Raw genomic sequence first — 25,994 nt, 5'->3', positions numbered from 1 at the left:
AGGAACCTCAACAATGCAGGTGGTCGGTTTCTACGTACTTCGGCTACGTACGGTTGTTCTTGCCGTAACACTGCCACGCCCCCTCTCATTCCGAGATAGCCGGTCCGATCCGCGAGACGATTTCGTCCCAGTACCTGGGCAGTGTCGCAAATGGATCGCTTTGCCCACGCCCGTTTCCGGGATCGGCCTCCTTGGTGCGGTCCGTGAAGAAGATCGTCCCCGCGCCCTGCCAGCGGGCGATGCGCATCGCCTCCTCCAGATGGGTGCGCGGAACACCGTGGACGAAGTGGGCGAACCGGCCGGGCGGGTAGGAGGCGGTCCACTCCGCCACCTGCGACCAGCGGTAGTCGGTCCACGCGCCGCGGAAGGTGACGAGCTGGTCGGCGGCCTCCGCGTAGCCCGGGTGCGGATGGGTGTCGTGGCCGAGCACGAGGTGTCCGCCGTGCTGCGCGCCGTCGCTGTCCGCCAGGAGGGCGGAGAGCGTGGCGGTGAGACGGCGGACGGTGGGGAGGGCGGGGCGCCCGGCCGGGCAGCGGTCGAGGTAGAACCCGTCGACGCGGTACCAGTCCAGGTAGGACCGCGCGTCGGTGACCAGGTCGCCGAAGGGCCGGCTGCCGTGCACCAGATCGAGCCGGCCGAGCAGCCGTCCGGCCGAGGCCCGCACGGAGTCGAGCGGATCCTCGCCGCTCACGGCCCGCTCGCGGGCGTTGCGGAGCCGGCCCGCGGCTTCCAGGCAGTGCGGGTCGGGCCGGATGCCGGGGCCGTCGTCGATGTCGAGGACGGCCCAGTGCAGCGGAGTGCCGGGGCGGGCCAGTTCGGCCCATTCGGCCGGGGCGAGCAGCGGGTGCGCACAGCCGGGCACGCCGAAGCCGAGCTGCTCGGCGCCACTGGTCCGGCGGGCGGTGCCGGTACTGGTCAGATACGGCATGCCGCCTCCATCCAGATGTCGGCGAGGGACTCCTCCAGATTGATCCGGGGGCGCCAGCCGAGCCGGTCCCTGGCGGTACGGACGTCCGCCTGCTGCCAGGCGCCGCAGCCGTCCGGGTAGGGCGAGGGCGTGACCGAGAGGTGCTCCATGACCGATTCGGTGGAGGTGCGGGGGGCGCCGATGGGCAGGCGTGCGGGGGGTGTGTCCAGCTCGTGGAGCGCGCCCCCGTACCCGGCGACCTTGGCGAGGACGGCCGCGGCGTCACGCAGCCGCACGGCCCGGCCGGTGCCGATGTTGACGACGCCCTGCGCGGCGGAGAGCGAGGCGGCGTGCACGGCGCGCGCGACGTCGCGCACGTCGACGAAGTCGCGCTGCACTCCGAGGCCGCTGAGCTTCAGCTCGCCGTCGCCGGACTGCATGGCACGGCGCATCGCCTCGGCGAGCCGGCCGAGCGGCGAGCCGGCCGGGGTGCCGGGGCCGACCGGCGAGAAGACCCGCAGCACGACCGCGTCGAGGCCGGAGCCGAGGACGAGTTCGGTGGCGGCGAGCTTGCTGACACCGTACGGACCGCCGGGGCGCGGGATGGCGTCCTCCGCCGTGGACGAACCGGGCTGCGAGGGTCCGTACTCCGAGGAGCAGCCGACCTGGACCAGGCGGGCGGTGCAGCCGCTGCGCCGCATCGCCTCGCAGACGGTGGCGACGGCGACGGTGTTGTGACGGGTCAGGTCGCGGGCCCCGCCCCGGGTGGCGCCGGCGCAGTTGACGACGACTCCGGGGTGGACGGCGTCCAGGAAGCGGGTGAGCGCTCCAGGGCTGCCGCCGGCGAGGTCGAACCGTACGTCGGCGTCGTCGCCGCGGCCGAGCGCCGTGAGGTGGACGGCCGGGTCGGCCAGCAGCCGGTCGGCCACGAAACGACCGAGGAATCCGTTGGCTCCGAGCAGCAGCACCCTCATCGCGCGCCCCCTGAGTGCCGACGGCGGGCTGCCGGTGCGGGGGATCGGTGGGTCATGTCCGGTGTCTCCTTGGGGCAGTTGCGTACGGTGTGGAACGGGACCCGCGGCGTCGGCTCCGCGGGGGCTGTGGGGTGCGTCAGACGGCGGTGTGGGCGGATGCCCGGGAAAGAGCGACGGTGGCGGTGGTCAGCAGGCCGAGCGCCGCCGCGCCGCAGGCGACGGCGGGGACGGCTCCGGTGCCGGCCGCTCCGATGAGCGCTTCGACGGGGCGGGCGAGGGCGTCGAGGCCGGGCAGCCGGCCCGCCAGGACGAGTGCGGGGGCGGCGACCTCGACGGCACAGGCGGCGGCGAGGCCGGTGGCGGCCGGTTCGGGGAAGCCGTGGACGGTCAGGAGCCGGGCCAGCAGGAGCAGCACTCCGAGTGCCGAGGCCCCGGCCTGCGAGCCGCCCCCGCCGATCCCCAGTCCGGCCAGGTACAGCAGCCCGCCGAGGACGCAGAGGAAGAAGGCGACGGCGGCGAACAGCAGGGGGCGCACGCCTGCGGCGAACTCCTCCAGTGCGCGGCTGCCGTTGAGTTTGCGGTGCGCGTGTACGGAGAAGAGGTGGGCGCACCAGGCCGCCGGGGCGACCGCCACGGCGAGGCCGAGCAGCGGTGCCGGAGTGATGTCCCAGGGGCCTTCGGGCCCGCCGCTGAGGAGCTGGTGGAGCAGTGCGTCGCCGTACAGGACGTAGCCGAGCAGCCAGCAGCCGAACAGACCGGCGGCGCCCGACGACCGCCCGTCGGCGCAGAGGGGTCCGGTACGCAGGGCGAGCGCGAGCGCGGTGAGCGCGAGGAGGCCGCCGCCGGAACCGATGGCGAGCCGCGCCCCGCCGTCGAGCACTCCTTCGGTGAACCGCAGCGCGACGAAGGTCGCGAGACAGGCGGCGCCCGGCAGCAGGGCCCGCAGTGACCAAGCGGCGCGCGTCTCGATGTCGCGCGCCGGTGCGAAGGACACGCCGACGGGCTCCCCGGCGACACCCGGTACCCGGGCGAACAGTTCCTCGGCGAGCGAGAACACGTCGCGGTGCCGATAGCGGGCGGCGGTGCGGTCGGTGACGCCGTGGGCCTCGAGCCCGGCGGCGATCTCCAGGGGGTCGACGGCGCGTTCGCAGAGTTCGCGGTGCCGGTGCATCAGGGACTTCACGGGATCGGCGGGCCCGCGCCGCCCGGTGGAGAGCTTGCGCGCCGGAGCGGTGTGCGCGAGCTCGGGGGCGCGCGGGGCAGGGTGCGGTGCGGGGTCGTCGGGAGGCGTCGGGTCCTCGTGGGGCACCGGGTCCTCGGCGGCCGGTGGGGTGTCGTCGGCCTCGGCGGGTACGGGGGTTCCAGCGGGGGCGGTGGCCGAAGCGGCGTCGGGCACGGGCTCCGGGCGGGCGGCCGAAGCGGTGGCGGGCACGGGCGCGGGGTCGAGGGCCGAAGCGGTGGCGGGCGCGGACTCCGGGCGGGTGGCCGAAGCGGTGGCGGGCACGGGCGCGGGGTCGAGGGCCGAAGCAGTGGCGGGCACGGACTCCGGGCGGGTGGCCGAAGCAGTGGCGGGCACGGGCGCGGGGCCGAGGACCGAAGCGGGGTCGGGCTCCGGGCACGGCGCGGCGCCGGGTCCCTCCCCCGGCCCGCTCACTGCCCCGTCCCGCGGTGCGGTGGACGGCCCCCAGGCCGGTTCGGAGACGTCCGCGAGCAGGGTCCCGGAGGCCGCCGCTCCTGTGCGGTGGTCCCCGTTGCTGCTGGTCGTCGGTGTGCCGAGTGCCTCGGGCACTTCGGTCGGGCGGCCCATCGTCGTTCCTCCGTGCTTGTCGCCGAGTGCGGCGGATGCACCGGCCGGTTCCGGTCGGTCGGTACGGCCCGGCGCGGCCGCCTCCTGGTCACACATCGCCGTCCCCCGCGCCGCACGCTCCCGCGCCGACCCCCTGCACGGCCCAGCTGGGCGTCCGCCCGGCCGGTCCCGGAACCGGGTCGTCGCCCGGCTCCGGCCACAGGCCGAGTACGTGGGCCTCCGGCGGGGTGTCGAAGGGGCGGGGACCACCGGCGGCCGGTGCCGGCGCCCTGCGGACCGGCGCCTGCGAGATCAGCTCCAGGTAAATGCCGCGAAATGCCGCGAGGTTCTGTTCGACGGTGAAGAGTTCGAGTGCGCGGGCACGCGCTGCGGCTCCCAGGCGCGCACGGCGCTCGGGGTCGCGCAGCAGCGCCAGGCAGGCGTCGGCGAGTGCCCGCGGGTTGCGCGGCGGCACCACGAGCCCCGTTCCGCCGATGACCTCGACGACCGCGCCGACGTCCGTGGACACCGTCGCCCGACCGCAGAACATCGCCTCGACCAGGCTGATCGGGAAGCCCTCGACCACGCTGGAGAGCACCACGACGCCGCCCGCCGCGTACGCCTGGGCGAGGTCCGGGACCTCGGCCCCGCCGATGTCCTCGAAGGAGACGGGGCTGTCACCGACGGCGTGCGCGTCGGCGGCCTCGTCGGGAAAGAGCTGGTCGGCGAGCGCCCGGCAGTGGGCGAGGTAGGAGGCGCCCTCCGGCCCCTGGGCCGCCGCGCCGATGATCCGCAGCCGGGCGTCGGGCTCGGCCCTGCGCACCTCGGCGAAGGCGTGCAGCAGGGCGATCAGGTCCTTGGCCGGCTCGATCCGGCCGACCCAGACCAGTGTGTCGGGGCCGCCGTCGTCCTCGCTCTCCCCGAGCACCGCGAACCGGCCGGACTCCATGCCGGGGTAGACGGTGCGCACCTTGGCGGGTTCGGCGCCGCAGCGCTCCTGCCAGCGGCGGGCATGGGTGTTGCCGGGGGTGATGAGCGCTGCCTGCCGGTACACCTCGGTGGCGAGCTGCCCATGGAAGTTCGCGAGCAGCGCGCGGACCGGCGCACTCACCGGCGTACCGGAGTCCGCGAGGTAGTGCGCGCGCAGCTGTACGGCGTGCTCGGTGACGAGCAGCGGCACCCCGAAGAAGCGCTTGGCGAGCAGTCCCGGCAGCGCTGCGGCGCCGCCTGACGCGGCGTGGCAGAGGTCGACGGCGCCGAGGCTCTCCTCGTCGTACCAGTCGAGGGAGAGCGGGCGCAGCACCCGGTCGAGCTCCGCGGCGAAGGCGAGGAGATCGGGGACGGTGGCGGTCTGGACGGTGCGTCCGGTGCCGGGTGCGCGGCAGGCGGCCTCCAGGATCCGTACCGCCGTCTCGGAGCGCAGGGCGGCGGGGAGCCCGCCGTGCTCGCAGGCCAGTTCGGCGAGTCCGTAGAGGCCTTCGGTGAACTGCGCGCCTCTGAGCTGCGGGTCGGCGGACCGCGCGCCCGCGCCCCCGTCCTCCCGCGCACGACCGGAGGCGTCCCCCACGCACACCGCGTGGGCGAGCGCCGTGAAGTGGGCGATGAAGCGGCGCCGTTCGCGCCGCCCGTACGTCCGCGCGCCCCCTCCGGTCAGCAGGCGCGGGATCAGCCCGCGGGGGGCGTGGAGGCCGAGAACGTCCTCGTCGGCGGTCCACAGCGGCGCGGTCCGCACCCGGCTGACCTGGGGCGGGAGCTGGACCCAGCCCTGCGCCTCCTGCTCGGCGCTGCGGCTGAGCGCGAAGAGATCGAACTCGTGCTGCGCGAGCCCGCGCACCAGGCGGTCGCACCAGAGTCTGGACTCACCGGACGCATACGGATAGCCACCGTCGGTGAGCAGTCCGATCCGCACGAGCACACCCCCGATCTCCCTTGTGAGCGGCCGCCGTTGGATCGGCGACTCGCAGCGGGACGACCGTAAGCGGATACGCCGGTGGTGCGACGGACGGTTGTCCGTCGCACCACCGAAAGGGGTGAACCGCCGTAACTTTCCCGCCCCGGTAGCGTTCTGTCGCGCTATAGAGGCAGTCGGTCACACAGGGTCAGGCTGCGGCCAGCTCCCTGCGGGCCGCACGGCGTACCGCCGCGAGCCCCGGATCGAGCACGGGGACGGCCGCCAGCAACTGCTTGGTGTACGGATCGACAGGGTCGCCGTACACCCGCTCCACCGGTCCCTCCTCGACGATCCGGCCCCGCCGCATGACGGCGACCCGGTCGCTGACCTGCCGTACCACGGCGAGGTCGTGGGCGATGAAGACGAGGGCGAGTCCCAGTTCCCGCTGGAGCTCCGCCAGCAGGGCGGTCACCTGGGCCTGGGTCGTCACGTCGAGCGCGGAGACCGCCTCGTCGCAGACGATGAGCTCCGGCTCGGCGGCCAGGGCCCGTGCGATCCCGACCCGTTGGCGCTGGCCGCCGCTGAACTCGTGGGGATAGCGGTCGTACTGCTCCGGGTCGAGCCCGACGCGCAGCAGCAGATCCCGTACGCGCGCCCTGATCGCGCTTTCGTCGCGCTCCCCGCGCGCCCGCAGCGGGTCGGCGACGGACTCGCCGACGGAACGGCGCGGGTTGAGTGAGGAGACCGGGTCCTGGAAGACCATCTGCACCCGGGCCGCCCGGCCGATCCGGCCGGAGGTGGGTTCCAGCAGACCGACGAGCATCCGCCCGAGGGTCGTCTTGCCGCTGCCGCTCTCGCCGACGATGCCGAGCGTCTCGCCGCGGCGGACCGTGAGCGAGACCCCGTCGACCGCGGCCAGGGCGGACCTTCCCCGGCCGAAGACCTGGCTGACGTCCGCGGCCTCGATCAGCACCTCGGCCTCGGCGCCGGCCCCTTCCGGCTCCGCCGTCCGCGCCGCGGGAGCGATCCTCGGCACCGCCGCCAACAGCGCCTTCGTGTAGGGCTCGCGGGGCGCGCCGAGCACCTCGGCCACCGGCCCGCGTTCCACGGCGAGGCCCGATCGCATGACGAGCACGTCGTCCACCGATTCGGCCGCCACACCCACGTCATGGGTGACCAGGAGCAGTCCCATGCCCGTCTCGCGGCGCAGATCGTGCAGCAGGTCCAGGATCTGGGCCTGGACGGTGACGTCGAGCGCGGTCGTCGGCTCGTCGGCGATCAGCAGTTCCGGTTCGCAGGCGAGCGCCATCGCGATCAGCGCCCGCTGGCGCATCCCGCCGGAGAACTCGTGCGGCCGGGACCGGGAACGGCGTACCGCGTCCGGTATCCCGACCCGGTCCAGCACCTCCACGGCCCGGGCGCGCGCGGCCCGCCGGGAGACGCGGTGGTGGACCCGGTACACCTGGGCGATCTGGTCGCCGACCGCGTAGTACGGGTCCAGCGAGGACAGCGGGTCCTGGAAGACCATCGCGGCCTTCGCCCCGCGCAGCCCCCGCAGTTCGGCGTCCCCGGCGGCCTGGACGTCCACGCCGGCGACCCGTACCGAGCCGCCGACCCGCGCCCCGGTCCCCCGGTGCAGTCCGAGCAGGGCGTACGCGGAGGCGCTCTTGCCCGAGCCGGACTCGCCGACGACACCGAGCGCGCCGCCCGCCTCCAGCGAGAAGGACAGTCCGCGCACCGCGTGCACGTCGCCGAACGAGATCGAGAGATCGGTGACCTCGACCAGACTCATGACAGCACCACCCGTCGGTCGGCCATCGCCTGGAGGATGTCCGCGACGGCATTGGCGAGGACGACGAAGAACCCGGTGACGAGCACCAGACCGACGACGACCGGGAGGTCCACCTGCTTGACGGCCTCCACGAGTTCGCGGCCGACGCCGGGGATCCCGAAGAGGGACTCGGTGAGCACCGCGCCGCCGAACATCGAGCCGACGTCGAGGGCGCCCAGTGCGATCACCGGGGCCAGCGCGCCGCGCAGGGCGTGCCGTCCGACGATCGTCCGCTCACTGACCCCGTACGCCCTGAAGGTGCGCACATGGTCCTCGGCGAGCGTCTCCAGCATCGAGGCCCTGGTCATCCGGGCGTACGGGGCGGCGGAGATAAGGGCGAGCGAGATCCAGGGCAGCAGCAGGTTCCAGGCCCACTGCTCCGGGTTCTCGGTGAAGGGGACGTAGTCGGGGAACGGCAGGATCTGGAGCGCCGTGACGCAGATGATGATCAGCAGCAGCCCGATCACGAACACGGGTGTCGCCATGCCCGCCAGGGTGATCCCGGTGAGGACGCGCTCGGTGACGCGGCCGCGCCGCCACACGGAGAGCACCCCGGTGCCGACCCCGAGCACCATCCACAGCACGAAGGCGCCGACGGCGAGCGAGGCGGTGGCGGGCAGCTTGGCGACGATCAGCTGGGTGACCTGCTGACCGCTCTGGTACGAGAGTCCCAGGCACGGGGCCTGGCAGTGCACCACACCGGTTCCGGTGGAGTAGTCGTGGCCTGCGACCAGGGCCTGGAGAAAGTGCGCGTACTGCACGTACACCGGGTCGCCGAGGTGCAGTTGCTCACTGACCTGGGCGACCTGCGCGGGCGAGCAGCGCGGGCCGCAGGCGATCTGTGCGACGTTGCCGGGGGCGACGTAGAAGGCGGCGTAGACGACGACGCTGAGGGCGAGGAGGACGAAGAGCGCCCCGCCGAGGCGGCGCAGCAGGAACCCGCTCATGCTCCGGCCTCCTTCCTGCGCCCGGTGCCGATCCGCAGCCGGGAGGCGGCGCGGGGGTCGAGCGCGGTGCGCACTCCCTCACCGAGGACGGTGAGCGCCAGCACGGTGACGAAGAGCAGCAGGGCCGGGATGAGCAGATAGGTGGGCGCGGCCTGGTACCAGGTGTCGGCGTCGCTGAGCATCTGTCCCCAGGACGGTGTGGGCGGCTTGATGCCGACGCCGAGGAAGGACAGGGCCGCCTCGACGACGATGTTGCCGGGGAAGAGCAGGACGGCGTACGTGATGACGGGCGCGGCGAGCGACGGCAGGAGTTCGCGGCGGGCGATCTGCCAGGAGCCCCAGCCGCTGAGCCGGGCGGCCGCGACATGGTCGCGCGACTTGAGGGACAGTGTCTGGGCGCGCACGATCTTCGAGATGCCGGACCAGCCGACCAGTCCGACGATCACGGCGATCAGCACCGGACGGGGGAAACCGGCCGGGACGACGGCGAGTGCGCCGAGCGCGGTCACCATGACCGGCAGGGCGACCACGACGTCGGTGACCCGGCTGAGTGCCTGGTCGACGAAGCGGTTGCCGAGACCGGCCGAGAGGCCGATGACGACACCGATCGCCACCTGGAGCAGGGTCGCCCCGAGCGCGACACCGAGCGAGACACGGGCGCCGTACGCGACGCGGGCGAACAGGTCGCGTCCGGTGAGCGGTTCGACGCCGAGCCAGTGCTCGGCGCTGATCCCGCCGAAGGAGCCGAGCGGAACCCCGCCGGTGGCGGAGTCGACGAGATCGGGGTGGTACGCGGTGGGGTTCTGGCCCTCGATGCCGGTGAGCAGCGGCGCGGCGAGCGCGAGGAGGACCAGCAGGGCGACGACGCCCGCCGCCACGAGGGCGGAGCGGCGGGCGCGCAGCCGCCGCCAGAACGGATGGGCCCCGGAGGCGGGGGCCCGGACGGCCCCCGCCTCCTTGACCAGCAGTGCTTCGGCCATGGCTACTTGACCGCGACCTGCGAGATGTCGAGCACGCCGGTCCAGTCGCTGATGACGACGTTCTTGACGGACTCGCCGTACAGGCGCTTGTAGACGGGGTGGAACAGCGGCACCGTCAGCGCCTGCGCACCGACCTTCTTGTCGAGCGCGCCCCAGCGGTCGGCGGCGGCGCTCAGGTCGGTCAGCTTGTTGATCTCGTCGATCTCCTTGTTGACCGCGGGATCGTCCAGCTGGGCGGAGTTGAAGTTGTACCCGGCCTTGACGATCTGGCGTCCGTCGAAGATCGGGGCGAAGAACGGGCCGCCGGAGGGCCAGTCGGCACCCCAGCCGCCGAGGAAGAATCCGGGCTCGGTCTTCACGTTGTAGACCGTGTCCGAGTAGGCGTTGTCCTCCAGGCCGCGGAGCTTGACCGTGATGCCGGCCTTCTTCAGGCCTTCCTGGAGCGCGGTGGCGATCTCCGGGCTGGTCGCGTAGTTCTTGTCGTTGTTGTGCGTGAGGGTGACCGTCAGCCCGTCGGGGTATCCGGCCTCCTTCAGCAGTTCCCTGGCCTTGGCGGCGTTGCCGTTCTTCCCGGCCGGGAAGGCGTCGTAGGGCGTGTGGCCGAAGGAGTCCTGGTCGGGCAGGAAGGTGGTGGCGGGCTCGGCGAGCGAGGAGCCGCCGGCGGCGTTGACCACGGAGGCGCGGTCGACGGCGTACGAGATGGCCTGGCGCACCTTCGGGTTGTCGAAGGGCTTCACCTTCGGGTTGAAGGCGATGTAGTTGGTGTAGCCGAAGTGGCCGGTGCCGACGCGGGCGGCGAGCTTCTTGTCGCCGGTGACCTTGGCGAGTTCGGCCGGGCCGAGGTTGGTGTCGGTGGTGACGGCCGCCGCGTCGGCGCCCTGGGAGGCGGACAGGCGCTGGTTGATGACGGCGGAGTCGAGCCCGGAGCGGACGTCGATCCGGTCGGGGTAGGCCTTGCGCTCCTCGTCGGTGGCGGCCGACCAGTGCGTGTTGCGCTCCAGGACCAGGCGTTCGCCGTCGCCCTCGTTCCTGACGACCTTGTACGGGCCCGAGGAGAGCGGGTGCTCCTCGTACTTGGTACCGGTGTCCTTGGCCTTCGGTACCGGGGTGGTCTGCGTCTGGGTGGCCAGGAAGGGGAACTCCCCCTCGGGCTTGTTGAGGTGGAAGACGATGGTCTTCGCGTCGGGCGTCTCGATCGAGGCGAGGCCCTTCTTGTCCTTGTACGGGCCCTGGTAGCCGGCCCCGCCGATGAGCCAGTCACGCAAGTAGGGCGCGCCGCCGGAGAGTTCGGCCGCGAAGGAACGCTCGATGCCGTACTTGATGTCGGCGCTCGTGATCGCGCTGCCGTCCTCGTACTTCAGGTTGTCCTTGAGCGTGTACGTCCAGACGGTGGCGTTCTTGCTGGGCGTGCCCAGGTCGGTCGCCAGGTCGGGCACGACCTTCGAGCCCGCCGCGCCGTCCTCCCGGTTGCGGGTGGTGAGCGTACGGAAGACGAGGGAGGGGACGTTGCCGCCGCCGGAGGTGTAGAGCCGGGCGGGGTCGAAGTCGTCCTGCGGGCTGCTGTTCAGGACGGTGAGCGTGCCGCCCTTCTTGGGGGCGCCCGCCGCGCCGGAGGTGTCGTCGCTGCCCTTGCTGCTGCCCTCGGGGCCGCAGGCCGCGGCGCCCGCGGCCACGGCGAGGACTGCGGCGGCCGCTGCTACGCGGCGCGATATGACGGACGGATGACGCATCGGAAGATGACCTCTCGGAGTACTGCCTGGATGAGGAAACAGAAGGTGATTCCGTGCAGGCGGCGACGGGAGAGGTGTGCACACGACCGGTCAGGACAGGTGAAGGTGACCGGAACACTGGAACTGCCGCGCCTGCGGACGGAGTACGCCCGGGCGCGGCGGTCGGGGAAGAGCGGTCCGGGCCATCAGGACTCGGACGGGGGGCCGACGTGCGCGCGGGCAGGCGTCAGCAACAGTCGATGTCGGCGACGCTGTGCCCGGTCACGCCGATGAGCGCGAGCTCGATGGCTGCGCGATCGGTGGTGACGGGGGTGCGTGACATGCCGAGAAATATGGGCGACGGCCTGACCGATGTCAACGCGATATGAGACGGTCGTCTCACGATTCGGACGGACACCCCGGAGAGTGCCGCCCGGACCCGGCCCGGCGGGGGCGCCGGGCCGGACGCCGCAGCAGCCCCTACCGGACTCAACCCTTCGGGTACACCCAGGCGTTGGGGAGGCATTTGATGCCGTTGAGGTCGAGCGACTTGGTCTGCTGCTGCATCACCGGAGCGAGGGCACCCTTCGTGCCGCAGCTCACATGGTTGTGCCCCAGCCGGTGGCCGACCTCGTGGTTGATCAGCATCTGCCGGTAGGCGAAGAGCTTGTCCGGCCCGAAGGTGGACGAACCCTGGGCCCAGCGGTATGCGTTGATCATCACGCGCTCGGTGGCGGCGGAGTCACAGGAGACGTTGTCCTCCATCGTGTCCAGCCCCGACTTCTCGCACCATTCACCCGTGGTCCCCGGACTCGCCAGCGTGATCACGAAATCCGGCTTCCCGGTGGAAATCCGTTCGAAGGTCATGTCGCCGTCGTGGGCCCAACTCCGGTCATCATTCAGAGTTTTCTGGACCGCCTGGGCGAAGAGCGCGGAGTCCAGTCCGAGCCCGTACTCGACATCGATCCGATAGCGGTACTTCTGCCCCTTGCCCGGAGCCTTCGCCGTCCCCGCGACGGTCTGGAACTTCCCCGATGCGGTGAGCTTCGGGGCCAGCGGATACGCCTTGGCCATCTTCTGCTCGTACGAAAGGGGCTTGGCCGCCACCTCGGGGCTGGGCGTCGTCCGGACGTCCGAGCGCGAGGCGTCGCCCTCGCCGTCCCGGTCCACGCCCGCGGGCTGCGCCGCGGCGGACCGGCGGCTGTCGTCATGGGCGACCTGGCCGGCCACGACCACCGCGAGCACGGTCGTCACGGCGGCCGCGGCGATACCGGTGAAGGTGCGGCCCTTGCCGCCCTTGGTGCCCTTGGCGTCGTCGCCGGGAGCCCGCGCGCGGTCGTCCGCGTCCGGCGGGTGCTCGTCCCAGTCGGTGACGGAGCGGTACGGATCGTCCGGACCGGAAGGCGTCGCGGCCGAGCGGCGGGGTGCGGGCGGGGCCGGCGGGCTGTCGAAGGCCTCGACGAACTCACGCCGCGGTCCCGGTATCAGCGGCCCGGCTGCGGTCTCCTGCGCATTCCGAGGTGTCTGAGGACTGCGCGGGCCCTGCGGGTTCTGCGGCCGCCCGGTCGCCTGGGTCCGCGCCTGGCTGCCGATGCGGCCCGTTCCCGTGCCGTGGGGCGGGGCCGGGCGGTCGCCGTACCGCCCGAGGGGCCCGGTTCCCCAGCCGCCGCCGGGTTCACGCTGTTCGGGATGGCCGCCGCGCACCTGGGGGACGCCCTGGAACGGCGTGTGACCGTCGGCGCCGGGAGCCGCTTCGCCCGGCCGTCTGCGCCGGCCGCTGCCGGCTGCGGGCCGGGCGCCCTCGCGCCCCGCTTCCGCGTTCGCCTCGGAGGGCCCTGTCTCGGGCGCCCTGGGCGCAGGGCCCTTTCGGCTGTGTCGTCCCACGCCCCGGATCAGCTCCCGCCGCATTCGTCGAGCAGTTCCCGGAACGCCTGGGCGACCGCCTCCGGGTACTCCATCATCGCCACGTGCCCGGCGTCGGGCAGTGTCAGCAGTCGCGCATCGCGGAAGGCCGCGGACGCCCTGCGTGCCATCCGGTACGAGACGAGCCGGTCCCGTCCGCCGTACACGAGCTGGACGGGTGCGAGCACCCGCTCGGCCTGGCGCCACAGCCCGTGCTGCCCGCCCAGTGTGTACGCGTCGACGATGCCGCGTGCCGAACGCGCCATCGCGTCCCAGAAGTACGGCAGCGCCAGCCGCCGCTCCATTTCGGCCACCGCGTGACGGAAGGCGTCGGCGGAGACACGTGCCGGATCGCCGTAACAGAGTGCCATGACTCCGCGGGTGCGTTGTTCCGCGCTCCAGTCCCGGGTCATCCGGGCGAACAGGGACACGACTCCCGGAACGGCGAGCAGTGCCGTCGGTGCGGCCGACAGCTGCACCCGGAGCTCGGGGAGCGCGGGCGAGATCAGGGTGAGGGTGCGCACCAGGTCGGGGCGGACCGCCGCGACCCGGGTCGCCACCGCGCCGCCCAGCGAGTTGCCGAACAGGTGCACGGGGCCGCGCTCCCCGGCGTCGAGGAAGCGGATCACCGCGCGGGCGTGGCCGGTGACCGAGTAGTTGCCGTCGTCCGGCGGCGGGGAGTCCCCGAAACCCGGCAGGTCGACCGCCTCGCTGTCCAGCACGTCCTGGAGCAGCGGCATCAGCGCCGACCAGTTCTGCGAGGAGCCGCCGAGTCCGTGCACGAAGAGCGCGGGCGGCAGACCGGTCCGCTCCGGCGGCCGCGAACGGACGGTCAGCGTCAGCCCGGGCAGCGTGACGGAGCGTAGCCTCTCCCCCTCCGCGACTCTGACGGCGCTCACCGTGGGGGCCACCGCTGCGGCGGCGGCACGGACTCCCGGCAGCTCGGTCGAAGACATGCGGCAATGTTACGAGACGATCACACCGTGGTTCATGTGTTCGCCGTCACAGATCACATGGCGGCTTCGGGGGGTAGCTCCTAGGCTCGGAGCAAGGAAGGGAGTCACCATGACGGTCGACCCCAGTGACCCGGAGAGCTTCGAGGACGTCCAGCCGGACGATCCCGGCCATGAGGCACCCGACGCGGACGCCGCCGAGCAGCACGCGGATCTGCGTCCCGAGGACGACGAACCGCTGACGGACGTCGACCGGGACCGCGCGAACGAGGCGGATGCGGCGGAGCAGGCCCGCGTTGTCCCACAGGATGAGGACGATTACCGCTGATACGCCCCGCTATGCGGCAGGGGGTGCGGAAACTGTGGCTACCGCAGTCGTCCGGTACGTGAAATTCTGCGTCCGCGCCGCGCATACCGGGGTTACCCAAAAGTACGATGTCGGTATGGCGCAGCGTGCACGGAACTGCTGGGTCCGATCACAATTTTGGGAGGCGGCGTGACAGCCATCGAGCAGACCGAGGCGGCGCGCCCGCGGGGCACTCGTTTGCCCCGCCGCGCCCGACGCAATCAGCTCCTGGGTGCTGCGCAGGAGGTCTTCGTCGCGCAGGGGTACCACTCCGCCGCGATGGACGACATCGCGGAGCGGGCCGGAGTCAGCAAGCCGGTGCTCTACCAGCACTTCCCGGGCAAGCTTGAGCTCTATCTGGCCCTGCTCGACCAGCACTGCGAGTCGCTGCTCCTCGCGGTGCGCACGGCGCTGGCGTCGACGACCGACAACAAGCTGCGCGTGGCCGCGACGATGGACGCCTACTTCGCGTACGTCGAGGACGAGGGCGGCGCGTTCCGGCTGGTCTTCGAGTCGGACCTGACCAACGAGCCCGCCGTGCGCGAGCGGGTCGACCGGGTCTCGCTGCAGTGCGCCGAGGCGATCTCGGACGTGATCGCGGGTGACACGGGGCTCTCCAAGGAGGAGTCCATGCTGCTCGCGGTCGGGCTGGGCGGGGTGTCCCAGGTGGTCGCCCGCTACTGGCTCTCCAGCCGCTCCGCCATCCCGCGCGACACGGCGGTGCAGCTCCTCACCTCGCTGGCCTGGCGGGGTATCGCGGGCTTCCCGCTGCACGGCCTCGATCAGCACTGAGCGGGGCGGCGGGCTCCGGTGTTCGCTGCGGGCGTTTCCCGCAGCGCCCTGCCCGGTCCCCTCAGCGGGCTAATGTGTGCTGGGTACGGCGCGGTTCACCGCGCAGGGACTGACCGTCGGAGGGACATAGCCGTGGAGGTCAAGATCGGGGTGCAGCACACGCCCCGGGAGATCGTTCTGGAGAGCGGGCTTTCCGCCGAAGAGGTCGAGAGCGCGGTTTCCGAGGCTCTCGCCGGCAAGGCGCAGCTGCTCAGCCTCACGGACGAGAAGGGCCGCAAGGTCCTGGTGCCGGCCGACCGGATCGCCTACGTGGAGATCGGCGAGCCCAGCACACGACGGGTGGGGTTCGGCGCGCTGTAGCAGCACGCCCGGACGCACAGACCGCGGAAGCGGCCCGATGGGGATTTCCCCGCCGGGCCGCTTTTCGTTGTGCCCGGGGCGGACCGCCGCACCGGGCCCTGCTCCTCTCGCCGTCGCGCCGTCGTTCCTGTGCGTCGGCTGAGCGAAGCCTGCTCCCGGGAGGGTTGCCCCGCGGCGCCCGGGGGTAGTACCGCCTACGACCGATTTGCCCGCCCTCCACCTGCGAGGTGATCGTCTGTGATCTTGGAAACCCTGGGCTCCGTCGTGCTGGGACTCGCCCTCGCCTGGGCGGCCCTGCGCGCCCTTTCGCCCCGGCTCCCGTCCCGCCGCGCCGTGCTCGGCACCGGTGCGCTGGGGGCGCTGTTCGGTGCGGGGCTCACCCACTCGGTGCTGGGGCCGGGCCACGCGGCGGCCACGCTGGTGGGCTCGGTGCTGATCTCCGCGGTGACGCTGTCCCTGCTGCTGAGGCCGCGCAGCCGCCGGCTGAGCCGGTCGGCGGCGGCCTGACCTCGGCGGAAGACGCTACGCGGCCAGCCCCAGGGCGGCCATCCGCTTGGTGTGCGCCTCGGTGATCCGGGAGAACATCCGGCCGACCTCGGCCAGGTCGAATCCGTCGGCCACCCCGCCCACCAGCATGGTCGACAGCGCGTCGCGGTCGGCCACCACCCGCTGCGCCTGCGAGAGCGCCTCGCCCATCAGCCGGCGCGCCCACAGCGCGAGCCGGCCGCCGAGCCTCGGGTCCGCCTCGATCGCGGCGCGCACCTTCTCGACGGCGAAGTTGCCGTGTCCCGTGTCATCGAGCACGGCGAGGACGAGGGAGCGGGTGTCCGAGTCGAGCCGGGCCGCGACCTCGCGGTAGAAGTCGCTGGCGATCGAGTCGCCGACATAGGCCTTGACCAGACCCTCCAGCCAGTCCGACGGCGCGGTCTGTCGGTGGAAGTCGTCGAGGGCCTTGGCGAACGGCTCCATGGCACCCGTCGGCTCCACCTCGATCGCGGTCAGCCGGTCCGTGAGCCGCTCGAAGTGGTGGAATTCCGCGGACGCCATCTTCGCCAGCTCCGCCTTGTCGGCCAGGGTCGGTGCGAGTTTCGCGTCCTCGGCGAGCCGCTCGAAGGCCGCCAGTTCCCCGTAGGCGAGCGCTCCCAGCAGGTCGACGACGGCGGCCCGGTACTGCGGCTCGGCGGACGCGGTGGCCCAGTCCTGGTCGGCGATTCTGGTGGATGCGGGGGCTTCAGTGGCGTTGTCAGGCGTCTCCATGAACCGCAGAATAGCCCGCCCGCCGAGGGGCGGAAGGGTCCGGCCGCCGACCGACGTCACACCGTTCCGATGAATTCGCCCAACACAGATGCGCGAATCCGGGGTACAGTGGTAATGCGCTTACTGAGCATTTTGCAACTGCTCGTCGCGCGAAATTGAATGAGGATGCCCGGTCGGTGGCCCGATCGGCTCCGACCCGACAGCCCTCCACGCGGTGCGTACGACACGTACGACCGCAGATGAGGGGCCCCCTCAGCGGCACGAGCGCTCGAGCGACGGCAGTGGTCCCGCGCCACCCGGCCCATCCACGGCCGGATGACCAACCCCGGCACGGTACGACCCCCTTCGTTCGCCTCGGACCGCGTTTCACAGAAGAGGCAGCACCCTGACTACGTTCCGAGACCTCGGGATCCTTTCCGAGACGGCCGAAGCCCTTGAGGCTGTCGGCATCATGTCCCCCTTCCCCATCCAGGAGATGACGCTCCCCGTAGCGCTCTCCGGCTCCGATGTCATCGGACAGGCCAAGACCGGCACCGGCAAGACGCTCGGTTTCGGCCTGCCGCTGCTGGAGCGCGTCACCGTCCTCGCGGACGTCGAGGCGGGCCGGGCACAGCCCGAGAAGCTGACCGACGCCCCCCAGGCGCTGATCGTCGTCCCGACCCGCGAGCTCTGCCAGCAGGTCACCAACGACCTGCAGACCGCCGGCAAGGTGCGTAACGTCCGCGTGCTCGCCATCTACGGCGGCCGGGCGTACGAGCCCCAGGTCGAGGCCCTCAAGAAGGGCGTCGACATCATCGTCGGCACCCCGGGCCGACTGCTCGACCTGGCCGGACAGCGCAAGCTGGACCTGTCGCACGTCCGCGCCCTCGTCCTCGACGAGGCCGACGAGATGCTCGACCTGGGCTTCCTGCCGGACGTCGAGCGCATCATCACGATGCTGCCGGCGAAGCGCCAGACGATGCTGTTCTCGGCGACCATGCCGGGCGCGGTCATCAGCCTCGCGCGCCGCTACATGTCGCAGCCGACCCACATCAACGCCACGTCGCCCGACGACGAGGGCACGACGGTCAAGAACACCGCGCAGTACGTCTACCGCGCGCACAACATGGACAAGCCGGAGATGGTCTCGCGCATCCTGCAGGCCAACGGCCGCGGACTCGCGATGATCTTCTGCCGCACCAAGCGCACCGCGGCCGACATCGCCGAGCAGCTGGAGAAGCGCGGCTTCGCCTCCGGCGCCGTCCACGGCGACCTCGGCCAGGGCGCCCGCGAGCAGGCGCTGCGCGCCTTCCGCAACGGCAAGGTCGACGTGCTGGTCTGTACCGACGTCGCGGCCCGCGGTATCGATGTCGAGGGTGTCACCCACGTCATCAACTACCAGTCGCCCGAGGACGAGAAGACCTATCTGCACCGGATCGGCCGGACCGGCCGCGCGGGTGCCAAGGGCATCGCGATCACGCTGGTCGACTGGGACGACATCCCGCGCTGGCAGCTGATCAACAAGGCCCTGGACCTGAAGTTCCCGGACCCGCCGGAGACGTACTCCACCTCGCCGCACCTGTACGAGCAGCTGGACATCCCGGCCGGCACCAAGGGTGTCCTGCCGCGTACCGAGCGGACCCGTGCGGGTCTGCGGGCCGAGGAGATCGAGGACCTCGGCGAGACGGGCGGCCGCGGCCGCAAGTCCGCCGCCGCGTCGGCCCCCGCGGTCCGCGAGGAGCGCCCCGCGCGTACGCCGCGTCAGCGTCGTCGCACCCGGGGCGGTTCGAGTGCGGAGGAGGGCGCCGTGACGGTGCCCGCACCCGCCACGGAGATCGCCGAGGCCCCCGAGGCCACGGACGGCCCGTCCGAGCCGCGCACCCCGCGCCGTCGCCGGCGCAGCCGTGTCGGTGCCGCGGAGATCGCAGCCGCCGACGTCGCAGCCGAGGCAGCCGTGGCGGTGGCGGAGGCTCCGGCCGTGGTCATCGACACCGAGCCCGAGGTCGCTCCCGAGCCGAAGAAGCGGACGAGGACCAGGGCCGCCAAGGCCGAGGTCGTGGTCGACGCCGAGCCGGAGGCCGAGGTGGTGGCCGAGGCCAAGCCGCGTCGCCGCCGTGCCCGGGTCGCCAAGCCCGCGGAGGAGGCCGACTTCCAGACCGCCCCCGTGGCCGAGCCGGCGCCCGTCGCCGCGACGGTGACCAAGCCGCGCCGCCGCGCCCGGGTGATCAAGCCCGCCGAGGACGAGGTCGACTTCCAGATCGCGCCGATCGCCGAGCCGGAGCCGGACGCCAGGTCGCGCCGTCGCCCCCGTGCGGCCGCGAAGCCGAAGACGGAGACCGTGGCTCAGGCACCGGCCGCCGAGGGCGAGGCCAAGCCGCGCCGTCGCCGGGCACCCCGGACGGCTGCCGCCAAGTCCGAGGGCTGAGCACGGCATCGAACGACCGCCCGGACGGGCCCGAGGGTTTCCTCGGGCCCGTCCGGCGTTCCACCGCATGACGGACCCCGCCCGCCGCCGTAACCTCGTCCCATGAGCAGGCCACCCACCTTCGTCCCGCCGCCCTGCGCCCGCCCCCGCACCCTGCACACGGGGCGCGGGGACTTCGCCGTCCTGGACGCGGTGCCGCGTACGCGACCGCGGGGCACCGTCCTCCTCCTGCCCGGGTTCACCGGCAGCAAGGAGGACTTCATCGCGCTGCTGCAACCGCTCGCCGACGCCGGCTACCGCGCCGTCACGGTCGACGGGCGCGGCCAGTACGAGACGGACGGGACGGACCGTCAGGAGGCCTATGACCAGGGTGAGTTGGCACAGGACGTAGGCGCGCAGACGGCCGCGCTCGGCCTCGGCGACGGAGCGGTCGACCTGCTCGGCCACTCACTCGGCGGGCAGATCGCGCGCGCTGCCGCACTGCTGGACCCCGCGCCGTTCCGCTCGCTCACCCTGATGTCCTCCGGGCCCGCCGAGGTCATCGAGGCCCAGCAGGTCAAGCTGAAGATCCTCGGTGACGCGCTCGCCACGATGAGCATGGACGACGTCTGGGCCGCCATGCGCGCCCTCGACCCGCCGGCCGAGGCGGAGACGGACGGCGAGGACATGCGGCAGCGCTGGCTGCGCCACCGCCCCGCGCAGCTGATCGCCACCGGCCGGCAGCTGGCCACCGAGCCGGACCGGGTGGCCGAGCTCGCCGCCACGGGACTGCCGGTCCATGTGATCTCGGGCGAGCGCGACGACGTCTGGCCGGTGCCGCTGCTCGACGCGATGGCGGTACGCCTCGGCGCGCGCCGCACCCGGATCGAGGGCGCCGAGCACTCACCCAACACGGACCGGCCGGAGCCGACGGCGGCCGCGCTCGTCTCCTTCTGGGACAGCCTGTGAGCGATGGCGAGGACGCGCGGGTACCCGCGCGGGCGGCCGGCGTCAGTACTGCGCCTGAAGGTGCTGCCAGAAGCCGTCACGCAGCGCCCGGCGCAGATGGGCGTGGCCACGCAGCGAGTGCTGGAGCAGCCGCTCGGCCTCGACCAGCAGATCCTGGTCGACGGAGCCCGGCAGATACGGGTGTCCGGGCAGCAGGTCGGCCAGGGACTCGCGGCCGCGGGCGGAGAGCCAGGTGGCGGCGATCTGCGCTCCGACGAAGCGGACGTCCTCACGCGAGGGCGCCGGGCTGTCGTCCTCGTAGGTGGTGACGGGGCGTCTGGTCACGTACGGGCGACAGAAGTCGAGGTCGAAGGTGCGCTGGCTGTCGACCTCCCAGAGCAGCGGTTCGGCCTGGTTGCGCCCTTCGCCTGCCTCGATGCCCCACAGGTGGACCCGGGCCCCGTACCCCTGCGCCGCCTCGACGGCCGACACGAGGTCCTCGTCGCCGCCGACCAGGGCGGCATCGCTGATGGCGCGGTGCCGGGCGAGGGATTCGAGGTCGGTGCGGATGAGTGAGTCGACGCCCTTCTGCTGGTTGTTGGCGTTGAGGTTGCCCAGCCTGACCTTGACGTCGGGGAGTTCGGCGATGGACTGCTGCTCGACGGTGTGGATCCGGCGTCTGGCCCCGTCGTACCAGTACACGCGCAGCAGCCTGCTGTCCGCGAAGATGGTGCGGGCCTTGTCGATGAACGCCTCGATCAGCCCTTCGGCGTCGAGGTCGAAGGAGCGCCGGTCCTCGGTGCCGGTGACGAGCAGCCCGGCCGCGGCGTACACGTAGCCCGCGTCCACGAAGATCGCGTGGGTCGACGGGGTCTTCGACACCTCCGCGAGCACCCGCAGGAGCAGTTCGTTGGTGCGGTCCAGACGGTCGGCGGTCTCTGCCTCGTTCATGCGGACCTCGTCGCGGAATCCGTCGTCCGCGCATGCTCGGTTACCTGCTGGTACTTAGACATCCAAAAAATTTCCTTAGCGTAGGGAATGATTGCAGAGGGCAAGCCGTTGTACACACCGTGGGGCGCGGGACAGAGATGCCTGTGCGCTCCACATCCTTGCGGACGGGCCACCCGTCCTCCCAGTAGTTCTCCAGCAGGAGGATCAGACGAAGGGAAGCCTTATGCGCTTCGAGATCATGCGACTCGACGATGTCGACGGTACCGCCGTGGACAGCACCGTCGTGGACGCCGCCTCCGTCAACCGGATCGTGCAGCAGGCCGCAGCAATCGGCCAGCGCATCTATATCCGCCCGGCCGAGACCTCGGCTTCGTAATGCCTTGCCGACGTAAGTAAAGACGCCGACGTACAAAGACGAAGCGCCCCCGCACGGAAGATCCGTGCGGGGGCGCTGTGGCGTCCGGGCCCGGTCAGGCGTTCTGGATGACCTGGGTGACGCCGTTGATGATCTGCTGGACGGCGATGGCGGACAGCATCATCCCGGCGAGCCTGGTGACCAGCACGACGCCGCCGTCCTTGATGACCCGGATGATCAGCAGCGAGTAGCGCATGGTCAGCCAGAGCACGACGTGCATGACGATGATGGCCGTCCAGACCGAGATCTGGCTGCCGACGGTGTCGGCGTGCTGCACCGCGAGGATGACGGAGACGATCGCTCCGGGACCGGCGAGCAGCGGCATGCCGAGGGGCACCAGCGCCACGTTGACGTCCTTGGTCTGCGTCGGCTCGTCGGTCTTGCCGGTCAGCAGATCGAGCGCGATCAGCAGCAGGAGCAGTCCGCCCGCGATCATCAGCGCGGGTACGGAGACGTGCAGGTAGTCCAGGATCTGCTGGCCGAGCAGCCCGAAGACGGCGATGACACCGAAGGCGACGGCGACCGCCTGCAGCGCCATCCTGCGCTGCATCCGGGCGGGGCGGCCCGCGGTGAGGGCGAGGAAGATCGGGGTGATCCCGGGCGGATCCATAATCACAAAAAGGGTGAGAAAAAGGGATCCGAAGACAGCGACGTCGAACACAGTGAGCCTTGCGAGGAGAGAGCGGACATGCGTGGGGAGAGGCGCCCCCGCGGCCTGCCGGACCGGCTGCCGTGACGTGGGGCGGGGACGAGCGGGCGTCACGCGGGCGCGCTGCGGCGCGGGCGTGTACGTGAAGGGGTGGCGTGTGGGCCGTTACCGGACGGCGGGCCCGCCGGCGCCCGGTACCGGGAAGGCTCCCGTGGCGCGCCGGGTGATCTCGCCGTAGATCTCCGGGTCGGTGGTGTACTCGCCGAGCGCCACGGTCTTGCGGCTGCCGTGGTAGTCGCTGGAGCCGGTCGTGAGCAGGCCGAGCTCGCGGGCGAGTCCGCGCAGCCGGGCCCGGGTGGGCTCGTCGTGGTCCATGTGGTCGACCTCGATGCCGTCGAGCCCCGCGGCGGCGAGCCTGGCCATCGACGACTCGGGGACCACCTCGCCGCGCTTGACGGCGGCCGGGTGGGCGAAGACGGTGACGCCGCCGGCGGCCTTGACCAGCCGGATCGCGTCGAAGGGGTCGAGTTCGTGCTTCTCGGCGTACGCGCGTCCGCCGTCGGCGAGCCACTCGGGCGTGAAGGCGTCGGAGACGGTCTCGACGACGCCGAGCTCGACCAGTGCGGTGGCGATGTGCGGCCGCCCGACCGAGCCGTCGCCCGCGATCCGTGCGACCTGTTCCCACTCGACCGGGACGCCCAGCTCCCGGAGCCTGCGCACCATGGTCTGCGCGCGCGGCACCCGGTCGTCGCGCACCAGCTCGCGCTCGCGCGCCAGTTCGGGCTCGTCGGGATCGAAGAGGTACGCCAGCATGTGCAGCCCCACGCCGTCGAGGCGGCAGGAGAGCTCGGCACCGGTGACCAGGGTGAGGCCCTCGGGGAGTGCGGCCTTCGCCGCGGCGTGACCGCGGACGGTGTCGTGGTCGGTGAGGGCCACGACGTCGAGCCCCGCGGCAGCCGCGTTGCGCACCAGCTCGGCGGGGGTGTCCGTACCGTCCGAGGCGGTGGAGTGGGTGTGCAGGTCGATGCGCACGACACGTACTCCAGATGCTCGCGGCCGGGTGGGGGACGCTCAAGGATAACCGGCGAACGGGTCCGCCCCGGCCGCCCGGCAGCCGCTCAGGGTCCCGTCAGCAGCCGGGGCGTGAGGGCGCCGCAGGGCACCAGGTCGACCTCTCCCCCGGCGTCGCGGAGATCGGTGAGCACCAGTTCGTCGTACATCAGGAGTCCCGACTGCTCGGGCCAGACGATGGCCCACAGCCAGAGCCCGCGCGCCTCTCCGGCGAACACCGCCCGGTCGGCGGGGGCGTCCTTCACGTGCCAGAGCGGGGTGGGGCGGCCGGCGGCGAGCACCTTGACGTCCGGCGGTCCGTCGACCCTCAGCAGCGGGCCCGGGTCCGGCCCGTCGATCCCCGCGTACCGGGCCCCGAGTCCGACACCGAGCTCCTCGGCGACGAGGAGCAGCTCCCCGATTCCGCCGAGCGGCCCCGGCCCGGAGCAGGCGACAGCGGTGGCCCGGCCGCCGCTGCGGTCGTCGCCCGCAGCCGCGACACCGGTGAACAGCCAGCCGACCGGCAGCGGCCAGGGCATCCACACCGGCACCTGGGCGCGGTGAACCACCACCCCGAGTGCTTCGACGCTGGGCGGGATGACCGGCTGCATCGGGTGCACGCTGCCGTGCAGCTCGCACTGCCAGGTGTCGTCGAAGAAACCGGGCGCCTTGACCCGGCCTCCGCACTTCGGGCAACTGGGTTCGCCCCTCATAGCGACCAACGGTCCTCCCCGGCCGCCCCCGCGTCAAGGACGATCACCCTTCCGCAGCGTGGCTCCGACCAGCAGATTTAGATGTAGTTTGCATTTATTAGGCACTCTAACTTATTCTGTGCACAACACACCGATCTAGTGGAGAGCGAGTAGTCCCATGCAGGGAGAGGATCCGTTCGAACAAGGAACGGCGAGCATCCTGCGCCAGCCGAAGGCCGTCTGGGCCACAGCGGGCGCTTCCGTCGTCGCGTTCATGGGAATCGGCCTCGTGGACCCGATTCTCCCGTCCATCGCGAAGGGCCTGGAGGCGACGCCGAGCCAGGTGTCCCTGCTGTTCACCTCGTACTTCCTGATCACGGCCGTGGCGATGCTCGTCACCGGCTTCGTCTCCAGCCGCATCGGGGGACGCAAGACCCTGCTGGCCGGTCTCGCGCTCGTCGTGGTCTTCGCCGCACTCTCCGGCACCTCGTCCTCCGTCGCCGAGCTCGTCGGCTTCCGGGCCGGCTGGGGCCTGGGCAACGCGCTCTTCGTCTCGACGGCACTCGCCGTGATCGTGGGAGCCGCCGCGGGCGGCAGCTCGGCGGCGATCCTGCTGTACGAATCGGCTCTCGGCCTCGGCATGGCCTGCGGGCCGCTGCTCGGGGCGCTGCTCGGTGACGCCAGCTGGCGCTACCCGTTCTTCGGCACGGCCGCGCTGATGGCGATCGGCTTCGTCTGCATCACGGCGTTCCTGAAGGAACAGCCCAGGCCGGCCCGCAAGACCTCCCTGCTCGACCCGCTCAAGGCGCTCGGCCACCGCGGGCTCGCCTCCGTCGCGACCTCGGCGTTCTTCTACAACTACGCGTTCTTCACGATCCTGGCGTTCACACCGTTCGTGCTGAACATGTCGCCGTACAAGTCCGGCGCCGTCTTCTTCGCCTGGGGTCTGCTGCTGGCGGTCTTCTCGGTACTCGTCGCGCCGCGGCTGCAGAAGCGCTTCGGCTCGCTCAAGGTGGTCGGCGCCTCGCTGGTGCTGCTCGCCGCGGACCTGGTCATCCTCGGGTACGGCAACCACACGACGGCGATCGTCTGCACCATCGTCTCCGGCGCCTTCATCGGCATGAACAACACCGTCTACACCGAACTCGCGCTCGGGGTCTCCGACGCACCGCGCCCGGTGGCCAGTGCGGGCTACAACTTCGTCCGCTGGTTCGCGGCCGCCGCCGCGCCCTACCTGGCCCCGAAGATCGAGGAGTGGAGCAACATCCACATCCCGTTCGTGGTCGCCGCCGTCGCCGCGGTCATCGGCGCGGTCGTCGTCTGGGTCCGGCGCTCGGCGCTGACCCACGAGGCGGAGGAGCTGGAGCCGAAGCACGCCACGGAGGACGGTGTCACGGTCTTCGCCAACTGACCGCTCCCACCGCCCTCACCGCCCCGCCCACGGCCCCGGCCGCGCGGCGGGGCAGCGCTGTTGTGTCCGTCTCAGTCCAGGGCGACCGATCCACGCAGCGGATCACGCAGATCCGTCCCCTGCGAAAGCCACCGCTCCTGGAGTTCCTGTGCCCCGCGGACCCGCTTCCAGGCCGCCTCGTTGTGCGTCATCGGCAGCAGCGGCAGGAACCGTACGGGCTCCATCGGCTCGTCCAGTTCCAGATCCTCGACCAGCCCTCCGGACTCGGCGACCAGCACCGAGCCGAACGGCGCCCCGGGCCACAGCGGTTCACCCACGTCCAGGGAGGCGCCCGGCGCCACGACGACCCCCTCCACCTGCGGCGAGGCCGCCAGCACCGCGAGCTTGCGCAGCACCTGGTCGGTGTCGGCGAGACCGACCCGTACCGAGAGGACCAGTTCGGCGCGCGGGCCCTTGACCGGGTCGGCGAGCGCGGCGGTCGGATCGGCCATCGGCTGGGCGGACATGCCGAGGGTGGCGTACCTCACCACATCGCCGTCGATGAACCTGAGCACCTCGATCCGGTCCGTCCCGAGAAACGTCACTGCCGCGCGTGCGTCCGGTTCACCCAGGGCCGTCCGCAGACGTGCCTCGACCAGAGCAAGAATTTCTGCCATGCCGCGAGCATAGGACGCGTATGGAACGGGCAAAGTAAGGGATTGACCCTGTACCGGCTGCTAGCCTGGGGTGCCGGTCGGGACAGCACGCAGAAGCGTCGCTCTCAAGTCCCGACGAAACGTCATCCCCCACGGGGGACCGACCGGAGGAGGTGGGGCTGCGGTGGATCCAAGTCGACCGTGCAGTACCAACCGCTCTTCCGC

The 25,994-nt window shown here is 72.0% G+C and carries 25 protein-coding genes; 8 read left to right on the top strand and 17 right to left on the bottom strand.

Going from position 1 to position 25,994, the window contains the following annotated elements:
• Positions 1–85: 85 nt before the first annotated feature.
• From OG446_RS25470 to OG446_RS25420, 11 genes are all read right to left on the bottom strand, one after another.
• On the bottom strand, positions 86–928 hold the full coding sequence (locus OG446_RS25470; protein ID WP_328896213.1) for a spherulation-specific family 4 protein: 843 nt from the start codon (positions 926–928) through the stop codon (positions 86–88).
• The gene (locus OG446_RS25465; RefSeq protein WP_328896212.1) at positions 916–1,881 is read right to left on the bottom strand and encodes an NAD-dependent epimerase/dehydratase family protein; all 966 of its coding nucleotides are present in this window, start codon (positions 1,879–1,881) and stop codon (positions 916–918) included. Before OG446_RS25465 ends, OG446_RS25470 begins: the two co-directional genes overlap by 13 nt.
• A gap of 136 nt (positions 1,882–2,017) precedes the next feature.
• Positions 2,018–3,277, bottom strand: coding sequence for a hypothetical protein (locus tag OG446_RS25460; RefSeq protein ID WP_443050285.1), 1,260 nt, complete (start codon positions 3,275–3,277; stop codon positions 2,018–2,020).
• A 499-nt stretch (positions 3,278–3,776) separates the two neighbouring features.
• Positions 3,777–5,576, bottom strand: coding sequence for a glycosyltransferase (locus OG446_RS25455; RefSeq protein ID WP_328898409.1), 1,800 nt, complete (start codon positions 5,574–5,576; stop codon positions 3,777–3,779).
• 190 nt (positions 5,577–5,766) lie between these two features.
• Positions 5,767–7,350: an ABC transporter ATP-binding protein gene (locus tag OG446_RS25450; protein WP_328896211.1), complete on the bottom strand. Its 1,584-nt coding sequence runs from the start codon at positions 7,348–7,350 to the stop codon at positions 5,767–5,769.
• Positions 7,347–8,336 carry an ABC transporter permease gene (locus tag OG446_RS25445; protein WP_328896210.1) on the bottom strand — a complete coding sequence of 330 codons (990 nt, stop codon included), beginning with the start codon at positions 8,334–8,336 and terminating at the stop codon, positions 7,347–7,349. The genes OG446_RS25450 and OG446_RS25445 overlap by 4 nt, the downstream gene beginning before the upstream one ends.
• Positions 8,333–9,316: an ABC transporter permease gene (locus tag OG446_RS25440; RefSeq protein WP_328896209.1), complete on the bottom strand. Its 984-nt coding sequence runs from the start codon at positions 9,314–9,316 to the stop codon at positions 8,333–8,335. Before OG446_RS25440 ends, OG446_RS25445 begins: the two co-directional genes overlap by 4 nt.
• Positions 9,317–9,318: 2 nt before the next feature.
• Positions 9,319–11,046: an ABC transporter substrate-binding protein gene (locus OG446_RS25435; RefSeq protein ID WP_328896208.1), complete on the bottom strand. Its 1,728-nt coding sequence runs from the start codon at positions 11,044–11,046 to the stop codon at positions 9,319–9,321.
• 226 nt (positions 11,047–11,272) lie between these two features.
• A complete protein-coding gene (locus tag OG446_RS25430) occupies positions 11,273–11,368 on the bottom strand; it encodes an Ms4533A family Cys-rich leader peptide (protein WP_315986320.1) in 96 nt (31 codons plus the stop codon).
• Positions 11,369–11,514: 146 nt separating this feature from the next.
• Positions 11,515–12,933: a DUF3152 domain-containing protein gene (locus OG446_RS25425; RefSeq protein WP_328896207.1), complete on the bottom strand. Its 1,419-nt coding sequence runs from the start codon at positions 12,931–12,933 to the stop codon at positions 11,515–11,517.
• Positions 12,918–13,883: an alpha/beta fold hydrolase gene (locus OG446_RS25420; RefSeq protein WP_326658090.1), complete on the bottom strand. Its 966-nt coding sequence runs from the start codon at positions 13,881–13,883 to the stop codon at positions 12,918–12,920. Before OG446_RS25420 ends, OG446_RS25425 begins: the two co-directional genes overlap by 16 nt.
• A 109-nt stretch (positions 13,884–13,992) precedes the next feature.
• On the opposite strand from OG446_RS25420, the gene OG446_RS25415 reads away from it, so the two are divergent.
• The 4 genes from OG446_RS25415 to OG446_RS25400 all read left to right on the top strand — a co-directional run bounded on the left by OG446_RS25415 (position 13,993) and on the right by OG446_RS25400 (position 15,885).
• The gene (locus OG446_RS25415; protein ID WP_328896206.1) at positions 13,993–14,208 is read left to right on the top strand and encodes a hypothetical protein; all 216 of its coding nucleotides are present in this window, start codon (positions 13,993–13,995) and stop codon (positions 14,206–14,208) included.
• A 168-nt stretch (positions 14,209–14,376) separates the two neighbouring features.
• Positions 14,377–15,018, top strand: coding sequence for a TetR/AcrR family transcriptional regulator (locus OG446_RS25410; protein ID WP_328896205.1), 642 nt, complete (start codon positions 14,377–14,379; stop codon positions 15,016–15,018).
• Between the two features lie 132 nt (positions 15,019–15,150).
• A complete protein-coding gene (locus OG446_RS25405; RefSeq protein ID WP_024490505.1) occupies positions 15,151–15,378 on the top strand; it encodes a DUF3107 domain-containing protein in 228 nt (75 codons plus the stop codon).
• A gap of 237 nt (positions 15,379–15,615) precedes the next feature.
• Positions 15,616–15,885, top strand: coding sequence for a hypothetical protein (locus tag OG446_RS25400; protein WP_328896204.1), 270 nt, complete (start codon positions 15,616–15,618; stop codon positions 15,883–15,885).
• A gap of 15 nt (positions 15,886–15,900) precedes the next feature.
• On the opposite strand, the gene OG446_RS25395 is transcribed toward OG446_RS25400, so the two are convergent.
• A complete protein-coding gene (locus tag OG446_RS25395; RefSeq protein WP_219572781.1) occupies positions 15,901–16,635 on the bottom strand; it encodes a ferritin-like fold-containing protein in 735 nt (244 codons plus the stop codon).
• A gap of 451 nt (positions 16,636–17,086) precedes the next feature.
• Here OG446_RS25395 and OG446_RS25390 point away from each other — a divergent pair, with 451 nt between their 5' ends.
• Both OG446_RS25390 and OG446_RS25385 read left to right on the top strand, forming a co-directional pair.
• The gene (locus OG446_RS25390) at positions 17,087–19,039 is read left to right on the top strand and encodes a DEAD/DEAH box helicase (protein ID WP_328896203.1); all 1,953 of its coding nucleotides are present in this window, start codon (positions 17,087–17,089) and stop codon (positions 19,037–19,039) included.
• A gap of 102 nt (positions 19,040–19,141) precedes the next feature.
• Positions 19,142–19,987, top strand: coding sequence for an alpha/beta fold hydrolase (locus OG446_RS25385; RefSeq protein ID WP_328896202.1), 846 nt, complete (start codon positions 19,142–19,144; stop codon positions 19,985–19,987).
• Positions 19,988–20,029: 42 nt separating this feature from the next.
• Here OG446_RS25385 and OG446_RS25380 read toward each other — a convergent pair whose 3' ends face one another.
• Positions 20,030–20,917, bottom strand: a complete 888-nt coding sequence (locus OG446_RS25380; RefSeq protein ID WP_219572778.1) for an NYN domain-containing protein — start codon at positions 20,915–20,917, stop codon at positions 20,030–20,032.
• 223 nt (positions 20,918–21,140) lie between these two features.
• Between OG446_RS25380 and OG446_RS25375 the strand changes: the two genes are divergently transcribed.
• Positions 21,141–21,293 carry a hypothetical protein gene (locus OG446_RS25375; protein ID WP_177328023.1) on the top strand — a complete coding sequence of 51 codons (153 nt, stop codon included), beginning with the start codon at positions 21,141–21,143 and terminating at the stop codon, positions 21,291–21,293.
• 94 nt (positions 21,294–21,387) lie between these two features.
• Here OG446_RS25375 and OG446_RS25370 read toward each other — a convergent pair whose 3' ends face one another.
• The 3 genes from OG446_RS25370 to OG446_RS25360 form a co-directional block, all read right to left on the bottom strand.
• Positions 21,388–21,993: a MarC family protein gene (locus OG446_RS25370; RefSeq protein WP_219572776.1), complete on the bottom strand. Its 606-nt coding sequence runs from the start codon at positions 21,991–21,993 to the stop codon at positions 21,388–21,390.
• 153 nt (positions 21,994–22,146) lie between these two features.
• Positions 22,147–23,013 carry a PHP domain-containing protein gene (locus tag OG446_RS25365; RefSeq protein WP_328896201.1) on the bottom strand — a complete coding sequence of 289 codons (867 nt, stop codon included), beginning with the start codon at positions 23,011–23,013 and terminating at the stop codon, positions 22,147–22,149.
• An 86-nt stretch (positions 23,014–23,099) separates the two neighbouring features.
• Positions 23,100–23,744: a DUF6758 family protein gene (locus OG446_RS25360; protein WP_328896200.1), complete on the bottom strand. Its 645-nt coding sequence runs from the start codon at positions 23,742–23,744 to the stop codon at positions 23,100–23,102.
• A 157-nt stretch (positions 23,745–23,901) separates the two neighbouring features.
• Here OG446_RS25360 and OG446_RS25355 point away from each other — a divergent pair, with 157 nt between their 5' ends.
• Complete coding sequence (locus OG446_RS25355) at positions 23,902–25,134, top strand: MFS transporter (RefSeq protein WP_328896199.1); 1,233 nt, start codon at positions 23,902–23,904, stop codon at positions 25,132–25,134.
• Positions 25,135–25,205: 71 nt separating this feature from the next.
• Here OG446_RS25355 and OG446_RS25350 read toward each other — a convergent pair whose 3' ends face one another.
• On the bottom strand, positions 25,206–25,790 hold the full coding sequence (locus OG446_RS25350; protein ID WP_328896198.1) for a suppressor of fused domain protein: 585 nt from the start codon (positions 25,788–25,790) through the stop codon (positions 25,206–25,208).
• Positions 25,791–25,994 lie beyond the last annotated feature (204 nt).

This window comes from Streptomyces sp. NBC_00236, from assembly GCF_036195045.1.
Classification (GTDB): domain Bacteria; phylum Actinomycetota; class Actinomycetes; order Streptomycetales; family Streptomycetaceae; genus Streptomyces.
Note: the sequence above shows the minus strand (reverse complement) of the source record. Positions and strands in the feature narration are given on the sequence as shown.

Coding starts and splice junctions, on each gene's coding strand:
- OG446_RS25470 (WP_328896213.1), bottom strand. CDS start 928: ATGCCGTATCTGACCAGTACCGGCACCGCCCGCCGGACCAGTGGCGCC.
- OG446_RS25465 (WP_328896212.1), bottom strand. CDS start 1,881: ATGAGGGTGCTGCTGCTCGGAGCCAACGGATTCCTCGGTCGTTTCGTG.
- OG446_RS25450 (WP_328896211.1), bottom strand. CDS start 7,350: ATGAGTCTGGTCGAGGTCACCGATCTCTCGATCTCGTTCGGCGACGTG.
- OG446_RS25445 (WP_328896210.1), bottom strand. CDS start 8,336: ATGAGCGGGTTCCTGCTGCGCCGCCTCGGCGGGGCGCTCTTCGTCCTC.
- OG446_RS25440 (WP_328896209.1), bottom strand. CDS start 9,316: ATGGCCGAAGCACTGCTGGTCAAGGAGGCGGGGGCCGTCCGGGCCCCC.
- OG446_RS25435 (WP_328896208.1), bottom strand. CDS start 11,046: ATGCGTCATCCGTCCGTCATATCGCGCCGCGTAGCAGCGGCCGCCGCA.
- OG446_RS25430 (WP_315986320.1), bottom strand. CDS start 11,368: ATGTCACGCACCCCCGTCACCACCGATCGCGCAGCCATCGAGCTCGCG.
- OG446_RS25425 (WP_328896207.1), bottom strand. CDS start 12,933: ATGCGGCGGGAGCTGATCCGGGGCGTGGGACGACACAGCCGAAAGGGC.
- OG446_RS25420 (WP_326658090.1), bottom strand. CDS start 13,883: ATGTCTTCGACCGAGCTGCCGGGAGTCCGTGCCGCCGCCGCAGCGGTG.
- OG446_RS25415 (WP_328896206.1), top strand. CDS start 13,993: ATGACGGTCGACCCCAGTGACCCGGAGAGCTTCGAGGACGTCCAGCCG.
- OG446_RS25395 (WP_219572781.1), bottom strand. CDS start 16,635: ATGGAGACGCCTGACAACGCCACTGAAGCCCCCGCATCCACCAGAATC.
- OG446_RS25390 (WP_328896203.1), top strand. CDS start 17,087: ATGTCCCCCTTCCCCATCCAGGAGATGACGCTCCCCGTAGCGCTCTCC.
- OG446_RS25385 (WP_328896202.1), top strand. CDS start 19,142: ATGAGCAGGCCACCCACCTTCGTCCCGCCGCCCTGCGCCCGCCCCCGC.
- OG446_RS25380 (WP_219572778.1), bottom strand. CDS start 20,917: ATGAACGAGGCAGAGACCGCCGACCGTCTGGACCGCACCAACGAACTG.
- OG446_RS25375 (WP_177328023.1), top strand. CDS start 21,141: ATGCGCTTCGAGATCATGCGACTCGACGATGTCGACGGTACCGCCGTG.
- OG446_RS25360 (WP_328896200.1), bottom strand. CDS start 23,744: ATGAGGGGCGAACCCAGTTGCCCGAAGTGCGGAGGCCGGGTCAAGGCG.
- OG446_RS25355 (WP_328896199.1), top strand. CDS start 23,902: ATGCAGGGAGAGGATCCGTTCGAACAAGGAACGGCGAGCATCCTGCGC.
- OG446_RS25350 (WP_328896198.1), bottom strand. CDS start 25,790: ATGGCAGAAATTCTTGCTCTGGTCGAGGCACGTCTGCGGACGGCCCTG.